The sequence below is a fragment of the Kitasatospora sp. NPDC059571 genome (assembly GCF_042735675.1).
Taxonomy (GTDB): Bacteria; Actinomycetota; Actinomycetes; order Streptomycetales; family Streptomycetaceae; genus Kitasatospora.
Genome location: NZ_JBHWBW010000119.1, coordinates 3259 through 18638, shown reverse-complemented (window position 1 = coordinate 18638; position 15380 = coordinate 3259). Strand labels below are relative to the sequence as shown.

The 15380-nt window shown below is 74.6% G+C and carries 16 protein-coding genes and 1 other RNA gene; 7 read left to right on the top strand and 10 right to left on the bottom strand.

Features of this window, described 5'->3' with window-relative positions; genetic code table 11:
* Positions 1-72: 72 nt before the first annotated feature.
* On the bottom strand, positions 73-771 hold the full coding sequence (locus tag ACFV0G_RS16160; protein WP_380547099.1) for a bifunctional DNA primase/polymerase: 699 nt from the start codon (positions 769-771) through the stop codon (positions 73-75).
* A gap of 442 nt (positions 772-1213) precedes the next feature.
* Between ACFV0G_RS16160 and ACFV0G_RS16155 the strand changes: the two genes are divergently transcribed.
* Positions 1214-1429, top strand: a complete 216-nt coding sequence (locus ACFV0G_RS16155; RefSeq protein ID WP_380547097.1) for a hypothetical protein — start codon at positions 1214-1216, stop codon at positions 1427-1429.
* A gap of 52 nt (positions 1430-1481) precedes the next feature.
* Here the strand turns inward: ACFV0G_RS16155 and ACFV0G_RS16150 are convergent, their stop codons facing one another.
* Positions 1482-2150 carry a PadR family transcriptional regulator gene (locus ACFV0G_RS16150; protein ID WP_380547095.1) on the bottom strand — a complete coding sequence of 223 codons (669 nt, stop codon included), beginning with the start codon at positions 2148-2150 and terminating at the stop codon, positions 1482-1484.
* A 156-nt stretch (positions 2151-2306) separates the two neighbouring features.
* Here ACFV0G_RS16150 and ACFV0G_RS16145 point away from each other — a divergent pair, with 156 nt between their 5' ends.
* Positions 2307-2705 carry an ACT domain-containing protein gene (locus tag ACFV0G_RS16145; RefSeq protein WP_380547093.1) on the top strand — a complete coding sequence of 133 codons (399 nt, stop codon included), beginning with the start codon at positions 2307-2309 and terminating at the stop codon, positions 2703-2705.
* A gap of 127 nt (positions 2706-2832) precedes the next feature.
* Positions 2833-3855, top strand: coding sequence for a serine hydrolase domain-containing protein (locus tag ACFV0G_RS16140; protein ID WP_380547091.1), 1023 nt, complete (start codon positions 2833-2835; stop codon positions 3853-3855).
* An 87-nt stretch (positions 3856-3942) separates the two neighbouring features.
* Here the strand turns inward: ACFV0G_RS16140 and ACFV0G_RS16135 are convergent, their stop codons facing one another.
* Positions 3943-4884: an esterase/lipase family protein gene (locus tag ACFV0G_RS16135; protein ID WP_380547089.1), complete on the bottom strand. Its 942-nt coding sequence runs from the start codon at positions 4882-4884 to the stop codon at positions 3943-3945.
* Positions 4885-4995: 111 nt separating this feature from the next.
* On the opposite strand from ACFV0G_RS16135, the gene ACFV0G_RS16130 reads away from it, so the two are divergent.
* Positions 4996-6261 carry a PucR family transcriptional regulator gene (locus ACFV0G_RS16130; protein WP_380547087.1) on the top strand — a complete coding sequence of 422 codons (1266 nt, stop codon included), beginning with the start codon at positions 4996-4998 and terminating at the stop codon, positions 6259-6261.
* Between the two features lie 36 nt (positions 6262-6297).
* On the opposite strand, the gene ACFV0G_RS16125 is transcribed toward ACFV0G_RS16130, so the two are convergent.
* Positions 6298-6951, bottom strand: coding sequence for a TetR/AcrR family transcriptional regulator (locus ACFV0G_RS16125; protein ID WP_380547085.1), 654 nt, complete (start codon positions 6949-6951; stop codon positions 6298-6300).
* A 77-nt stretch (positions 6952-7028) separates the two neighbouring features.
* Here ACFV0G_RS16125 and ACFV0G_RS16120 point away from each other — a divergent pair, with 77 nt between their 5' ends.
* A complete protein-coding gene (locus ACFV0G_RS16120) occupies positions 7029-7985 on the top strand; it encodes a hypothetical protein (RefSeq protein WP_380547083.1) in 957 nt (318 codons plus the stop codon).
* Positions 7986-8001: 16 nt separating this feature from the next.
* On the opposite strand, the gene ACFV0G_RS16115 is transcribed toward ACFV0G_RS16120, so the two are convergent.
* The 6 genes from ACFV0G_RS16115 to ACFV0G_RS16090 form a co-directional block, all read right to left on the bottom strand.
* Positions 8002-8223, bottom strand: a complete 222-nt coding sequence (locus ACFV0G_RS16115; RefSeq protein WP_380547081.1) for a helix-turn-helix domain-containing protein — start codon at positions 8221-8223, stop codon at positions 8002-8004.
* Positions 8223-8714, bottom strand: a complete 492-nt coding sequence (locus ACFV0G_RS16110; RefSeq protein WP_380547079.1) for a DUF2975 domain-containing protein — start codon at positions 8712-8714, stop codon at positions 8223-8225. Before ACFV0G_RS16110 ends, ACFV0G_RS16115 begins: the two co-directional genes overlap by 1 nt.
* A 273-nt stretch (positions 8715-8987) precedes the next feature.
* The gene (locus ACFV0G_RS16105; protein ID WP_380547077.1) at positions 8988-10049 is read right to left on the bottom strand and encodes a tyrosine-type recombinase/integrase; all 1062 of its coding nucleotides are present in this window, start codon (positions 10047-10049) and stop codon (positions 8988-8990) included.
* 226 nt (positions 10050-10275) lie between these two features.
* Positions 10276-10680, bottom strand: an RNA gene (rnpB, locus tag ACFV0G_RS16100) — RNase P RNA component class A.
* Between the two features lie 13 nt (positions 10681-10693).
* Positions 10694-12166 (bottom strand): MFS transporter, encoded by a 1473-nt coding sequence (locus ACFV0G_RS16095; RefSeq protein WP_380547075.1) that lies wholly within the window; start codon positions 12164-12166, stop codon positions 10694-10696.
* Between the two features lie 182 nt (positions 12167-12348).
* Positions 12349-13800, bottom strand: coding sequence for an RNB domain-containing ribonuclease (locus ACFV0G_RS16090; protein WP_380547073.1), 1452 nt, complete (start codon positions 13798-13800; stop codon positions 12349-12351).
* Between the two features lie 148 nt (positions 13801-13948).
* On the opposite strand from ACFV0G_RS16090, the gene ACFV0G_RS16085 reads away from it, so the two are divergent.
* The gene (locus tag ACFV0G_RS16085) at positions 13949-14413 is read left to right on the top strand and encodes a DUF3995 domain-containing protein (protein ID WP_380547071.1); all 465 of its coding nucleotides are present in this window, start codon (positions 13949-13951) and stop codon (positions 14411-14413) included.
* A 72-nt stretch (positions 14414-14485) separates the two neighbouring features.
* Positions 14486-15280: a peroxide stress protein YaaA gene (gene yaaA / locus ACFV0G_RS16080; protein ID WP_380547069.1), complete on the top strand. Its 795-nt coding sequence runs from the start codon at positions 14486-14488 to the stop codon at positions 15278-15280.
* Positions 15281-15380 lie beyond the last annotated feature (100 nt).

The following is a 15380-nucleotide window of genomic DNA, read 5'->3' as shown; positions in this document are numbered from 1 at the left end:
GAGTGTCGCTGTTCTCGCGGCGCGCGCGCGCGCCCCGCCCCCGCGCGCCCGGGGGCCTGGGGGCGGGGGTGGTCAGCCGATCAGCCACTGCTCCTCGGCGACGGCGCCGACCTCGGTGCAGGCGTCGGTGAGGACGTCGAGGACCCGCAGCGGGTCCGGCAGCGGCTGCTCGGGGCCGCGCAACCAGCGCACCTGGGAGCCGTCGAGCAGCGCGGCGGGCGGCAGCAGCGTGTAGGAGCCGCGGCAGTGCCAGCGCAGGCCGGGGTGCTCGGACATGGTGTCGGGGGTGGAGTCCAGCGCGCTCGTCCACCACTCGTCCTCGTCGGCCGGGGTGCCGCGGGTCGCGGTGAAGAAGAGGTAGCGGTCGTCGCCGACCGCGGCGACCGGGCCGCCGACCCCGCGCTCGTCCAGGCGCTCCAGGGCGAGCCGGCCGGCCTCGGCGGGCACGTCCAGGACGTCGTGGGTGCGACCGGTGGCGGTGACGAAGTTCGCCTGCGGGTCGCGGGAGAGCCAACGGGCCAGCTGCTCGGGCTCGGTGGTGGCCTGGGTCTGCCAGGCGAAGGAGACCGGGTGCTGCGCGGGCGCCGGACAGCCGACCCGGTCGCAGGAACATCGGTGGCCCGCCGGATGTGCGGCCGGTGCCAGCGGGAACCCGGCGCGCACCGCGCCGAGCAGCAGATCAAGCCGGACCGCTGCATCCCCGCCCGTGACCGGGCCGTCCTGCTGCTGCTCCCGCCGCCACCAGGTCGTCCACCTGCTGCTGGCTCCCATCGGGCCCCTTCCGCTCTGCCGTGATCCGCCGTGCCTGGTACGGCACGGCGACGACGCAACATCCGACGCAACGCCCGGCGCGGCCCGCTGCTTCCCGGGATGGCCGAGTGTCGAGTCTGCCGTGGGCCGGTACCGGGGTCTCCGGACGGCCGACGCCCGGGGTCACGGTACGGAGTTCGAGAGTTGCGGCTCGGCGGCGGGACGCGCATGCGCGCGCCCGGACCGGCCCGTACGGGGCCCGCGGACCCGGGTGGAACCCGGGGGCGTACAGAGCAGGATAAGGGTGCGGAGGGCCCCCGAATGACCGGGGGCGGTGCTGCGCCGGTCACACCTGCTCCACACCGCCTCTGCCGGACCTGCACCGCAGGTGCCGGACCTGCACCGGGACGGAGCGGGCCGGCACCCCGGGGGAAAGGGGCCGGCTCCGCGTACGCTGGGGGGCGTGAAGAGCGCGGAGACCGAATTCGTCGGCGGGCCCCTGGACGGCAGGGTGCTGCCGATCCTGCTGAGCCTGTTCCACAACGTGCCGAAGGTCTACCGCGTCCCGGTGCCCGCGCACGGCGACAACCCGGCGCTCACCCTGGTCTACCGGCGGGCCAAGGAGTACGACGCCAAGGGCCGCTGGCGCTGGCGCTACGAGCACGACGCCGGGGCCTGACCGGCCCCGGCGCCGCACCCGCGCGGGCCCTGCCCGGGCCCGGGAGCCGTACTCACACCTGCTCGTCGGCCAGGATCAGGTAGAGCTTGCGCTTCGCCTCGTTGAGGACGGCGAGGCCCTTGGCCCGCTGCTCCTCGGTGCCGGTCGTCATCACCTGGCGGATGGCGTGGTCGACGGCGCCCAGCGCCGCGCCCACCTCCTGGACGGCCTCCCAGTCGACGCCGCGGCCGGCCTCCTCCCACGGGGAGTCCGGGCCGTTCTCGGCCTCGGCCCGGCCGGTCCCGGTGAGCTCGAACAGCTTCTTGCCGCCAGTCTCCTGAGCGGCGATCAGGCCCTCCTCCTCCAGCAGCTGGAGGGTCGGGTAGACCGACCCCGGACTGGGCCGCCAGGCGCCGCCCGTCCGCTCGCCGATCTCGGTGATCATCTCGTAGCCGTGCATCGGCCGCTCCCTGAGCAGCGCGAGCAGCGAGGCCCGGACGTCGCCGCGCCTGGCCCGGCCGCCGCGGCGGGGACCTCCCCAGCCGCGCCCGCCCCGACCGCCGTGGCCGTGGCCCGGGCCGCCGAAGCCGTGCCCGAACGGGCCCATCGGCCGCGGCGGCATCCCGGGGCCGCCGGGGCCGCCGAAGGGCCCGAACGCCGGCCGCTCCCCGTAGGGCTCGAAACCCTCACCGGGCACCGGACCGCGCCGACCCTCTCCTCGGAATCGCTTTCCTGCGCGCATCGTGCGCACCACCTTCCGTCTGGGACGCTCCTCTCTCGAAGCATCTCGATAGCTCGACGATATATCGGTGACTGTCGCTCGTCAACGGTGAACGACAGCCCGCGACGCCCGGACGCAATCCGCCGCCGCGCCGCCCGCGCCCACTACGGTGGCCGCATGGCCGCTGAACGAGACCTCGCCACGCTGCTCGCCGGACTGCACCCGGTCCTCAATCCGGGGCGGTACGTGTACTGCACCCTCCCCGGGAAGGTCCCCGCCGGGCTGCGACCGGTGGTGACGGTCGCCGAGGCGGAGGGCGTCACCTTCGTGGTGGCGCAGGAGGAGGCCGACTCGCTCGGGCTGCCCTACGCGTACGTGGCGGCCTGGATCACCCTCCAGGTGCACTCGGCGCTGGAGGCGGTCGGCCTGACCGCCGCGGTCGCGACCGCCCTCGCCGGACACGGCATCAGCTGCAACGTGGTGGCGGGCTTCCACCACGACCACCTGTTCGTCGGCGCGGACGACGCCGACCGCGCGATGGCGGCCCTGCGCGAGCTGTCCGCCGGACGGGGCTGACCCGCCCGCCCGCCGCCGCGGCCGGCCCGGCGAGGCCCTCTGGTCGGGCCGCCCGGCGCCGGGCGAGAATCCGGGAGGGACGCACGACCCGCACCAGCCCGTTCGACCGGCAGCGGAGGGACGCACCGTGACCACCACCACGCCCTGGACGTCGACCACGGCGGCCGCCCTCACCGCGGCCCTGGACAGCGCGGTGCACGAACGCGGCGTACCGGGCGGGGTGTTCGTGCTCGGCGAGACGGCCGCCGGAGGCCGGGCCGCCCGCACCGTCCGCGCCTGCGGAGTGGTCGCACCCGAGTGCGGCCCGGCCGCACCCGACGAACACACCCGCTACGACCTGGCCTCGCTCACCAAGATCACGGCAACCTGGGCCCTCACCGGGCGGGCGGTGGCCGCCGGACTGCTCGACCTGGACGAACCGCTGCGCGAGCGCTTCCCCGGCCTCCCCGCCCCCGGCGGGCTGCTGACCGTCCGCCGGCTGATGAGCCACACCTCCGGCATGCAGCCGGAGACCAGGCTCGACCGCTACCTGCTGGCCGACCGCCCGCTCGCCGAACTCCTCTGCGCCGCACCGCTGTTCTCCGAGCCGGGCAGCGAACACCGCTACATCGACCGCGGGTTCGTCCTGCTCGGCCTGCTGCTCACCGCCGCGTACGGCCGCCCGCTGCAGGCCTCCGCCGATCTGCTCTGGGACGAACTCGGGATGCACGAGACCGAGTTCGGGCCGCTCCGGCGCTCTCCGCAGGTCGCCCCGACCGAACAGCGGCTGCGCGGGGCGCCGCGCACCTGGGGGGTGCCGCACGACCCCAACTCGGCGCTGCTGGGCGGGGTGGCCGGTCATGCCGGGGTGTTCTCCACCGCGCACGACCTCGCGACCTTCGCCGAGCACCTGCTGGCCGGCGACCCGTGGCTGGCCCGGAGCCTGCGCCCGCAGGCCGCCATCGAACCGGGCCGCAGCCGCGGGCTCGCCTGGATCCTCACCGACGGCGGCGTCGCGTACCACCACGGGTACACCGGCACCAGCCTCTACCTCGCACCGGCGGCCGGCCGCTACCTGGTCCTGCTGACCAACGCGGTGTACCACGGCTTCAGCGCCGCCCGGCTGACACCGCTGCGCGACCTCGCCGTCACCCTGCTCGAACAGCCCTGACGGGGGCCTCCCGACCACTGCTCCCCGACGGCGGCCTCCGGGCACGCGGACGGGGCCCCGCCGGAGCGGGGCCCCGCGGCGTGCGGCTCAGCCGCAGTACACCGTGCCGGCGTGCGCCGGGTCGAGCGCGTTGGTGACGTAGTGCAGCGCCGTCGGGTCGAAGGCGATCAGCACGTGCTCGGCCAGGTCGATCGGGCAGCGGTCCTGGATCACCACGTTGGTGACGTTCGAGCCGGACAGCGCCTGGGTGCGGTAGGGCGTCACGACCTCGTCGAAGGCGGTCATGATCACCGTGTACTGGATGCCCGGCACCGCGTCCGGGACGGAGGCGAGCTTCTGGTTGAAGGCCGAGCCGACCACCTGGTCCCGGCAGGCCGGGCAGGCGGTGTAGACGAGGTCGGCGACCCCCGGCAGGTACGGGGCGAGGTTGGCGATGCCGTCCAGGGTGGTGCCGTGGTTGGACGGGGCGAGGCCGATCACCTTGCCGACCTTGCCGGCGCCGCCGAGGAACTTCACGTAGTAGTTGGGCAGCATGCCGCCCTGCGAGTGGCCGACCAGGTCGACCTTGGCGGCGCCGGTCGCGGTGCGCACCAGGTCGACGAACCGGGCGAGTTGGGCCGCCGAGTCGGCCGCCGGGCCGAGCCCGCCGATCGGCAGGATCAGGCCGCTGCCGGAGGAGGTGACGCCGGGCACGGTGCCGTAGTCGAGCGCGAAGACGCAGTAGCCCAGGCTCTTCAGGAGCGGCGAGAGGACCAGCCAGTTCTCGTAGCGGTTGGCGAAGGTGCCGTGGACCAGGACGACCGGGTCGGGGTGGGCGGCCGTCGGGCGGCAGCTCCAGTCGTTGGCGCCGGGCGGGGAGGCGACCGAGTCGCCGTCAGGTGCGGCCGCGCTCACGGCAGCGGGGTCGGCGGCATGTGCGGGGGTACTGCCGCCGGCGAGCAGGGCGGCCGCGAGGAGCGCGGCGCCGAGGGCTCCGAGCAGCCGGTGGAGCGGGAGTCTTGCGGAGAAGCGGAGAAGTGGGGTTCTCACTGTTGCCTCCACACCAGAATTTTGTTACCAACAGGTAACCGGGGCTCCCATGATGCGGGCGCCGCGCCGGGCCGGCCCTTGGGCGTCCTCCAGACCTGGACGGTGTTTTCTGTGAGCCATCACAACGGCCCGGAACCCCGGCCGACCTGGCACATCCCGGTGATCGGCGGCACCCCCGCCGACCAACTCCTGCTGGCCGGCGTCCCGGCCCTGGTCGACGCCGTCCTGGCCGCGCTCCTCGAACGGGTGCCGACCTACCGCCGGCTGCCCCGGGAACAGCTCACCGGAGAGCTCACCCGGATCACCGAGGGCCGGATCCGCTCCTTCGCCCAAGCCGTCCGCACCGGGGAGCCCGTCCCCGCCGCCGAGTTCGACGCCGTCCGGGACGCCGCCGCCCGCCGCGCCGAGGAGGGCCTCCCGCTGGACGCCGTCCTGCTCGCCCACCACCTCGGCCTCCAGATCTGCTGGGACCGGGTCGCCGCCCGGGCCCAGGAGGGCGACACCGCCGACCTGGTGACCCTCAACCGGCTGCTCCTCGACCACCTGCGGCAGGTCACCGCCGCGGCCGGCGCCGGCTACTTCGAGGAGCGCCGAACGATGGCCGACGAACGCCACGCCGCCCGGCACGCCCTGCTCACCGCCCTGCTCGACGGCGGCGCCGCCGAGGAGGCCGCCACCCGCGCGGGGCTGCGGCTGCCGCCCGGCTACGCCGTGCTCGTGCTGTCCGTCGGCGACCACCCCGACGAGCGGGCCGAGGGCGTCGACCCCGCCGTCGCCGGGCACCGCAAGCTCCGCCGGCTGCGCAGCGAACTCGACCACCGCACCCGGCAGTCCGCGCTCTCGCTGCTCTCCGCGGCGGGCGGGCCGGTGCTCGTCCCGCTGGAGCACGGGCCGGGCGAGATCCCGACCGCCGCCTGGGAGCGGCTCGCCGACCTGGTCGCCCGCACCGCGCAGGCGGCCGGGGTGCCGGTGCTCGCCGGAGCGGTCGCCGCAACGCCGGCGGGCGTCCCCGCCGCCGCCGAGCTGGCCCGCGAAATCCTCGACGTGGCAAGAGCCTTCGGCAGACCGGCGGGCCTGCACCGGCTGGACGACGTGCTGCTGGAGTACCAGCTCACCAGACCCGGCCACGCCCGGCGCCGACTCGCCGCCCTGATCGAACCGCTGCAGCCCGGCGGCGAACTCCTCACCACCCTGCGCACCCACCTGGCCGGCGGCCTCAACCGCCGCCACACCGCGCGCACCCTCCACCTGCACCCCAACACCGTGGACTACCGGCTGCGCCGGATCGCCGCCCTCACCGGCCTCGACCCCGCCCGCCCGGCCGACCTGCTCCGGATCACCGCCGCGATCGCCGCCCACGACGCGGAGCGGGCCTGACCAGCGGCCGCGGGCACCGGCCGCCCGGTGCCGCCGTCAGCTCCCCGCGCCCGTCGACGCGCCGTCACCGGAGCCCGTGTCACCGAAGGCCGCGTCGAGGCGGTCGAACGCGGCGCGGGCCGCGGCGGCGACCGCACGGCGGACGTCCTCGGGCGGATCCCCGGCCACCACCCGGCGCCGGATCTCGGCGAGCAGGGCGCGGTGGGCGCCGGCCAGCGCCCCGGCGAGTGCCCGCGGATACGCACCGTCCGGGCCGGCGGCGGCCTCGGCGGCGAGCTCCGCGGCGAGTGCGGCCTCGGCGGCCTCGCCGATCTCCAGGGCCCGGGCGCGCAGGGCGGCGCTGCCGGCCACCACCGACCAGAACACCCGCGCCTCGGCGCCGAGTCCGAGGGTGGGCTCGCCCCGCTCCAGGGCGGCGACCAGGTCCGCGCCGATGGCCCGGGCGGCGGAGGTCCCGGCGGGCCGGGTGCGCACGACGCGGGCGAGGTGGCCGGTGACCTCGTCCTGCCGGTCGAAGAAGAGGTCCTCCTTGGCCGGGAAGTAGTTGAAGACGGTGTTGACCGCGACGCCCGCGGCCCGTGCCACCTCGGCCACGGTGACCCGGTCGAATCCGTGCTCGGCGAACAGACCCGTGGCGATGTCGGCGATCGCCGTCCGGGTCTGCTGCTTCTTGAGTTCGCGGAGTCCCATGCGGCGATCCTAGCCGGGAATCATGGATGAACTGCAAACTTGCGTTGACACCAAAATTCTCGGCTAGGCTGCCCGCCATGACCTTCGACCTCGGCATCTACCCCGGCGGCCTGCTCGGCAGCGACACCGGCCTGGTCCACCCCCGGCTCCCGGACGACCCGGCCCGGATCACCGCGGCACTGCGCGAACTCCAGGGCCCCGCACCGGGTCTGCTCGTCCGCGCCTACCTCCCGTTCACCGGGCCGGACGCCGGATCGGGGCCCGCCACCCCGGCCGAACCCGACCGGCTGCTCGGCGGAGGCCGCCGACTCGACCTCGTACTGCCCTTCCGCGCCGCCACCGGATGCCTCGAAGGCTGGCCCGACTTCGTCCGCACCGCCGTCCGCAGCTACGGGCCGGCCCTGGCGCACGTGCAGATCTGCGAGGAGCCGAACCTCGACCTGCCGCCGGTGGACGGCAGCATCCCGAACGTGCGGGCGGCGCTGACGGCCGGAGTCGTCGCCGCCAAGGAGGAGATCCGCGCGCAGGGTCTGGACGCCCGGGTCGGGTTCAACGCCGTGCCGTCCTTCGACCCGGCCGACGACTTCTGGCCGGACCTCGGCGCCCGCGCGGACGCGGCGTTCCACGACGCCCTGGACTGGGTCGGCCTGGACTTCTTCCCGGACGTCTTCCGCCCGGTCGACCCCGCGGACCTCTCCGGCGCGGTCGAGGCCGTCCTGCGGCACTTCCGCCGCACCTCCCTGCCGCAGGCGGGCATCGGCGCCGGGATGCCGGTGCGGATCTGCGAGAACGGCTGGCCCACCGGGCCGGAGCGCACCGAACGGCGGCAGGCCGAGGTGGTCGAGGAGGTCGTCCGCACCGCCCACCGGCTCCGCGGCGACCTGCACCTCACCGGGTACACGCTGTTCTCGCTGCGCGACGCGGACAGCACCGGCACCGGGCTGTTCGACCGCTTCGGCCTCCTCCGGGACGACTACTCCCCCAAGCCGGCGTTCGACACCTACCGCCGCCTCATCGCCGAACTCGGCACCTGACGGCGGCCGTCCGAGCTCACACCTCTGCGGTGACGTCGGACTCCCAGCGCAGCAGGTCGCCCGGCTGGCAGCCGAGCGCCTCGCAGAGCGCGGCCAGCGTCGCGAAGCGAACGGCCTTGGCGCGACCGTTCTTGAGCACCGCGAGGTTGGCGGGGGTGATCCCGACGCGGTCCGCGAGGTCCCCCACGGACATCTTCCGCCGGGCCAGCATCACGTCGATGTCGACGACGATGGGCATCAGATCACCTCGTCCAACTCGGCCTTCAGCTGCGTCGCCTCGACGTCGCGTGCAACGGCCTGGGCGAGCAGCATCCGCAGCACGAGCACGATGAGCGCGACCCCCAGGATGGCCAGGCCGATGCCGCCCATGATGAGGGAGACACCCGGATCGTCCCGCTGGCCCGGCGCATTGACGGCGGTGACCGTGAACCACAGGAGGGAGATCGCCACGATCGCACCGATCACGCCGTCCACGTACCGGAAGGCCGCGTGCGAGAACACCGTCCCCCGCCGCACCATCGCCACCAGCCGCCAGACGCAGCCCAGGGCGGCCTGGACCGACACCAGGCCCAGGATCGTGATCACACGAAACGCCGTCAGGGGCAGCGTCCCGCCCTCCTGGTCCTTCCCGCTGACCAACGTCCACACCATCAGCACCTGCACGAGCACGGTGCCGGTGAACACCACCGCGAGCACGGCGCGCAGCGCCCCCACTGTCAGCTTTCCCACTACCCATCCCTCCATCGAATCACGATGGGAATCTATCGATTCTCGATAGGCGCGGCAAGCGCTGGAGGACCGCCGGCACCCAGCACGGCGCACAATCCCCTGTCCCAGCAGCCTCGGAGGCGGGCACGGAAAAGCCCCCCGCCCCGCGAACGAACGCAGGTCAGAGGGCTTCCCTCGACGTGGCCGGCGGACGAATCGGCCTGTACGCCGGGCGAGGTCTCTTCGCTGGGCGCGACCTGCGAAAACGTCCTCCGAAGGGCTTAGACCGCCACCTCACTCGACCTCTTCCTCGTCGTCCACCTCCACGCCGGCCGGGATCTCCACTTCGGAGATCTCATCGAAGAACACCGCCTCGAGGGCGGCCCGGTCGCGGGCCGCTGCCCCCTTCACCTGGTGGTGGTAGGTGCCCTTCAGTTCCTCGGTCGACGCGTGACCCATGTAGAGCTGCACCGTGGACTCCGGCACACCCTGATCGAGGGCGTGAGAGGCGAAGGTGTGGCGGAGGTCGTGGAAGCGGAAGTCCTCGGGAAGGCCGGCCCTCTTCAGCGCGTGCTTGAACGTCTTGTAGAAGGCGTCCCGCCGGAAGAGGTTCCCCCGGGATGACCGGAAGAGGACGCGGTGACCGTCCGGCGTGGCCAACACGCCCTGAGTATCGAGGTGCAGCAGCAGGGCCTTGTGCGCGAAGGCCGGCAGAGGAACCTCTCGCATGTGCGAGGTCTCGCTCTTGTTGTACTCGACCAGCCGAGCTTGCGACTTCACCTTGATGACCTGGCGGCGCACGACGAGCACGCCGGTCTCGAAGTCGATGACGTCCTCGCACAGGCCCAGGGCCTCACCAGAACGCAGGCCGCAGCCGACTCCGACCATGATCAGGGCCCGGGAGTGCACAGGCATGGCCTGATGCAGAGCCCACACCTGCCCTCGTGTCGCCGGGACGACCCGCTTCTTCTTCACCTCGGGGAGGTCGATGTCCACGCACGGCGAGCGGGGCAGTACACGCTTTCGGACGGCGCTGTTGATGCAGGCCCGGAACGTCTTGTAGATCAGGTGCACCGTGCGGGGCGCCAACCCCTTCGCCTCCAGCTCGTTGACCCACGCCTGCACGTGAGGCGGCTCGATCCGGTGCAGGAGCATGCCGCCGAGGGCCGGCTGGATGTGCTTCCGGAGGTTGATCTCGTACGAGCCCTGGGTTCCCGGCCTCCGCTCCTTCGAAGTGATCCATTGCTGAGACCACTCCAGGAAGGTCGTCCGGACGTGTCCCGGGCGGACGGCAACCCCCGCCGACTTGGCTTCGAGCACACGGCGCTCGTACGCCGCCTCTTCAGTGGGGCCCACAGGTCACTCCTTCGTTCACCTAGTGGCTCTAACGACCGACAGCCCCCGAGGTGGTCAGAACCACTGTTAGAGGCGAAGCCCGAGGGGCTTCTCATCGCCACACGACACCGAGAAACAGGCCGAAATAGGCTCGATCGGGCGGGAGTGCGAACGCCCTCCGGCGGGCATGCGAAAGGCCCCCTGACCTGCATATTCGCAGGCCAGGGGGCCTTCCTCGGTCAGGCGACGGACGAGCGCGACCTATACGCCGGGTTCTGTCTCCCGGGTTGCTTGCGCGGCCCGGGGAGGCGGCCATCCATCTAGGGCTGCCGTTGCCGACAGCCTCGTGCGGTCCACCCGCGGACTCGGGCGAGCAGCCCTCGGACATCCGCGCACGGCGCCCCGAGGGGCACCGATCTTGACCTTGCTCCAGGTGGGGTTTACCGAGCCGGCCGAGTCACCTCGGTCGCTGGTGGTCTCTTACACCACCGTTTCACCCTTACCCTCCGCCGAAGCGGTGGGCGGTCTGCTTTCTGTGGCACTGTCCCGCGGGTCACCCCGGGTGGGCGTTACCCACCACCCTGCTCTGTGGAGCCCGGACGTTCCTCGGCGAGCCCCGTGAGGGACCCGTCGCGACCGCCCGGCCGGCTCGTCCGCCGTAGTGGTCATCGTAGCCGCTCGGCGGCCGCCCCCGGGACACCGGTCCCGACCGGGCCGCCGACCGCGTCGGCCGTCCGCGCCGCCGTCCGCAGCGCCCACGGCGTGGTGGTGACCAGCCCGAGCACCAGGACGGTCAGGCCCAGCCCGGTCACGATCCACCAGCCTGCATGGCTCGCCGCCGGGAACGCCTCGGCGAACGGCCCGGCCACGGCCGCGGTCACCACCGTGCCGATCACCGCCACGCCGAGCGACTGCCCGATCTGCCGGCTGGTCGAGGCGACCGCCGCGGCCACCCCCGCCTGGGACAGCGGCATCCCGGACACCGCGGAGTTGGTGATCGGCGCGTTCACCAGTCCGAAGCCGATCCCGAACAGCGTGTACGCGGCGAGCAGCAGCGACGCCGGCGAGTCGGCCGCGAGCCGGGTGAGCAGCAGCCCGCTGGCGGCCAGCGCGATCCCGGCGCAGACCAGCGGCAGCCGCGGCCCCTGCCGGCCGACGATCCGCCCGGACAGCGGCGCGAAGACGAGCATCGCCAGCGCCATCGGCAGGGTCCAGAGCCCGGCCCGGAACGGGCTGTAGTGGCGGACGTCCTGGAGGTAGAGGGCGTTGAGGAAGAGGAAGCCGCTGAGCGCGGCGAAGGCGCAGACCGCGGTGACGGTGGCGCCGGCGAACGGCACGCTGCGGAAGAACCGCGGGTCGATCAGCGGCTCGGCGACCCTCAGCTCCCAGAACGGCAGCAGCGCCAGTGCGGTCAGCGCGACCGCGGCGAGCGAGACGATCAGCGGGGACGTCCAGCCGTTGGCCGGGCCCTCGATGATGGCCGCGGTGCCGCAGCCGAGCAGCAGCAGCATCAGCAGCTGCCCGACCGGGTCCAGTCGGCGGGCCCGCGGGGCGCGGGACTCGGGCACGTACCGCAGGGTGAGGGCGAACGCGGCCAGGCCGACCGGGACGTTGATCAGGAAGATCCACGGCCAGCCGGCGCCGTCCACCAGCAGGCCGCCGATCAGCGGGCCGAGCGCCATCGAGATGCCGACCACCCCGCCCCAGACGCCGATCGCCTGGGCGCGCTCGCGCCGGTCGGTGAAGGTGTTGGTGATGATCGACATCGCCACCGGGTTGAGCATCGACCCGCCGACGGCCTGCACCACCCGGAAGCCGATCAGCCAGCCGAGGCCGGGGGCGAGGCTGCACAGCAGGGAGCCGAGCACGAAGACCAGCAGGCCGGTGAGGAAGACCCGGCGCCGGCCGATCCGGTCGGCGACCGAGCCGGAGAGGATCAGCAGCGCGGCGAGCACCAGGGTGTAGGCGTCGATGATCCACTGCAGTCCGGAGGCCGGGGCGTTCAGGTCGTGCTGGATGGACGGCAGCGCGATGTTCACCACCGTGTTGTCCAGCCCGACGATGAACAGGCTGAGGCAGCAGATGGCGAGGATCAGCAGCCGCCGTCGGCGGCCCTCCGGACTGGACTCCGCGCTCACGGACCGATCATCACACTCGGGGCCTGGCGCTGGCGATGCGGGTCGGATCGTGGACATCCGGGCGGCTCACAGGGGTCGGGGGCGGACGGAGGGTCGGTGCGCCGGGAAGGGCGGCACGGACGGGCATTCTCGAAGGGGCGGTGGCCGGGCGGACAGCGTCCCGGCGGCGGCTGGAGCCGGGCTCAGGCCGCGGCGAAGCGGACGGTGCGGGTCGCGGGGTCGGCCGTGGTCAGCCGGACCCGGATCCGCTCACCGAGCGGCAGCCCGCCGCCGGCCCGGCCCTCGCAGCGGGCGACCACCGCCGGCTCGGCCAGCTGCACGGTGCCGAGGGCCGGCCGCTTCTCGTCGACGTCGATCACCACCGCGTCGAAGTCCTCGCCCTCGCGCCCGCGCAGCAGCTCCGCCTCGACCAGGTCGACGCAGGCCCGTTCGACCTCGTGGGCCCGCCGGTCGCCGCGCTCCATCAGCGGCGGCAGGTCCAGCAGCCCGTCCCGCACCCAGGCCGGGACGTCGACGCCGCCCGCCACCGCCAGGCAGATCTCCTGGGCGTACCGGTCGACCAGCCGGCGCAGCGGCGCGGTGCAGTGCGCGTACGGGGCGGCGAGGGCCGCGTGCCCGGGGTCGGCGGGCGGCGGGACCTGCCGGGCGGTGTCGAAGGCGGCGTACCCGGCGCCGCGGAGCAGGCCGGTGCACTCGTTGAGGAAGGCGGTGTTGCGGGTGTCGGCCGTGTCGAGGCCGCGGATCAGCTGCGGGTAGGGGACGCCGGCCGGCCAGTCGACGCCGAGGGCGCGGGCCACCCGGCGGAGCCGGTCGTAGGCGGCCTCCGGTGCGGCGGGCAGGGTGCGCAGCACGCCGATGCCGGCGTCGAGCATGAGGTCGGCGGCGGCCATCCCGGTGAGCAGGGAGATCTGGGCGTTCCAGCCGTCGGCGGGGCGGCCGGCGCGGTAGGCGAGCCGGTAGCCGCCGTCGGCGGGTTCGACCTCCTGTTCCGGCACGGGCAGGCTGACGCCGCCGCGGGCGGCCTCCTGCTGTTCGCGCAGCCGGCCGATCTCGGCGAGCAGGGTGAGCTGTTCGTCGGCGCGGCCGGTGTCGAGGGCGTCCTGCACGCCGGCGTAGTCGAGCCGGCGGCGGGAGCGGACCTGGGCCCGCCGGACGTCGGCGAGCAGGACGGCGCCGTCCGCGTCGAGGTCGATCTGCCAGAGGACGGCGGGCCGCAGTTCGCCGGGCAGCAGGCTGGCCGCCCCCTCGGAGAGCCGGGCGGGGTGCAGCGGCACCCGCAGGTCGGGGAAGTACAGGGTCTGGATCCGGCGCCGGGCCTCGGTGTCGACGGCGCCGTCGGGGGCGACGAAGGCGGCGACGTCGGCGATGGCGTAGTGGACCCGGTAGCCGCCGTCGCGCCGGGCGAGGTGCATGGCCTGGTCGAGGTCGCGGGAGTCCGGCGGGTCGAGGGTGAACAGGTCGAGGTCGGTGGCGTCGAGGTCGGGCAGGCGGGGGACGGCGGCCGCGCGGTCCGCCTCGGCGAGCGCCTCGGCGGGCCAGTCGGAGCGGATCTCCAGGCGGGTGCGGAGCTCGTCCAGCTCGGTGTTGATCCGGGCGGTGTCGGCGGTGCGGACGCTCAGGTGTCGGCGCGGCATGGTCGCAGCGTAAGGCGCGGCGGGCCGGTCGGCGCCCCGGGCGGGCCGGGCGTCACCGGTGCGGGGGGTGTCCGGGCTGACGGGGTGTCATCGGCGTAGGGTGGCCGCGGGCTCCGGCCGGCCGGGCCGGACGACCGAGGGGGAGGCCATGACGGCAGCTGCGGGACGGCCTGCGGGCCCGGTGCGGGCGGTGGGGGCGGTGACGGCGGGGGCGCTGGCGGCGGTGGCCGGGCTCCATGCGGTGTGGTCGCGTTCACCGTGGCCGCTGGCGGATCGCGCGGACTTCGCGGACGCCGTGGTCGGGGTCGGGGTGGAGCGGGTGCCGACGCCGGAGATGTGTCTGGGGGTGGCGGGCGCGCTGGGCGCGGCGGCCGGTCTGGTCGGGGCGCGGGCCGGGGTGCTGCCGGCGGTCGGGCCCCGGGTGCTGCGGACGGCCGGTGCGGCCGGGGTGGCGGGGGTGCTGCTGGCCCGCGGGACGGTCGGCCCGGTGCTGTACGGCCGCGGGCGGATCGTGCGGACGGAGCGTTTCGTGCGGCTGGACCGGCGGTACTACGCGCCGTTCTGCCTGGTGCTGGGCGCGGGCGCGGCGGTGGTGGCGGCCGGCGGCCGGTAGCCCGGCGCGGGTGGTGCCGCGGCCTCGGTAGGGTGGCGGGGTCGTGCCACGGATTGTTGAAGGAGTGCCGCTGTGCTGGTCCTGTTGCCGCCGTCGGAGGGCAAGGCCGCGTCGGGGGACGGGGCGCCGGTCGACCTCGGGTCGCTGTCGCTGCCGGAGCTGGCCGCGGGGCGGCGGGCGGTGCTGGACGCCCTGGTGGGGCTCTGCCGCGGCGACGAGGAGCAGGCCGCCGAGGTGCTCGGCCTGTCGAGGGGCCTGCGCGGCGAGGTGGCCCGCAACGCCGGGCTGCCGGAGGCGGGCGCGCTGCCCGCCGGCGAGGTGTACACCGGCGTGCTGTTCGACAACCTGGGGCTGGCGAAGCTGGACGCCGCCGCGTACGCGCGCGCCGAGCGGTCGCTGCTGGTCTTCTCCGGGCTCTGGGGGGCGGTGCGGATCGGCGACCGGATCCCGCCGTACCGCTGCTCGATGGGCGTGAAGCTGCCGGGGATCGGCGCGCTCGGCACGTACTGGCGCACGCTGATGGACGCGGCGGTGCCGGCCGGGGACGGCCTGGTGCTGGACCTGCGCAGTTCGGCGTACGCGGCGGCGTGGAAGCCGGCCGGCGAGGTCGCGGCGCGGACGGCGACCGTGCGGGTGCTGCACGAGCGCGAGGTGGACGGGGTGCTGAAGCGGTCGGTGGTGAGCCACTTCAACAAGGCCACCAAGGGGCGGCTGGTCCGCGACCTGCTGAACGCCGCCGCCGAGCCGGCCGCGCCGGGCGAGCTGGTGGACGCGCTCACCGGGCTGGGCTACCGCGTCGAGGTGTCCGCCCGGGGCACCGCCAAGCGGGCCTGGCAGCTCGACGTGGTCGTCGACGAGATCCACTGACCCGGGCCGGGCCCGGCGGGGCGCGCCCCCCCGGGCGCCCCGCGCGCGCCGGGGGGGGAGGTTGGTGTGGGGGTGGGGGGCGGGGGGGCGCGTGGCGGGC

Coding starts and splice junctions, on each gene's coding strand:
- ACFV0G_RS16160 (WP_380547099.1), bottom strand. CDS start 771: ATGGGAGCCAGCAGCAGGTGGACGACCTGGTGGCGGCGGGAGCAGCAG.
- ACFV0G_RS16115 (WP_380547081.1), bottom strand. CDS start 8,223: ATGCCCATCGTCGTCGACATCGACGTGATGCTGGCCCGGCGGAAGATG.
- ACFV0G_RS16125 (WP_380547085.1), bottom strand. CDS start 6,951: ATGGGACTCCGCGAACTCAAGAAGCAGCAGACCCGGACGGCGATCGCC.
- ACFV0G_RS16085 (WP_380547071.1), top strand. CDS start 13,949: ATGACGGCAGCTGCGGGACGGCCTGCGGGCCCGGTGCGGGCGGTGGGG.
- ACFV0G_RS16145 (WP_380547093.1), top strand. CDS start 2,307: ATGGCCGCTGAACGAGACCTCGCCACGCTGCTCGCCGGACTGCACCCG.
- ACFV0G_RS16090 (WP_380547073.1), bottom strand. CDS start 13,800: ATGCCGCGCCGACACCTGAGCGTCCGCACCGCCGACACCGCCCGGATC.
- ACFV0G_RS16150 (WP_380547095.1), bottom strand. CDS start 2,150: ATGCGCGCAGGAAAGCGATTCCGAGGAGAGGGTCGGCGCGGTCCGGTG.
- ACFV0G_RS16120 (WP_380547083.1), top strand. CDS start 7,029: ATGACCTTCGACCTCGGCATCTACCCCGGCGGCCTGCTCGGCAGCGAC.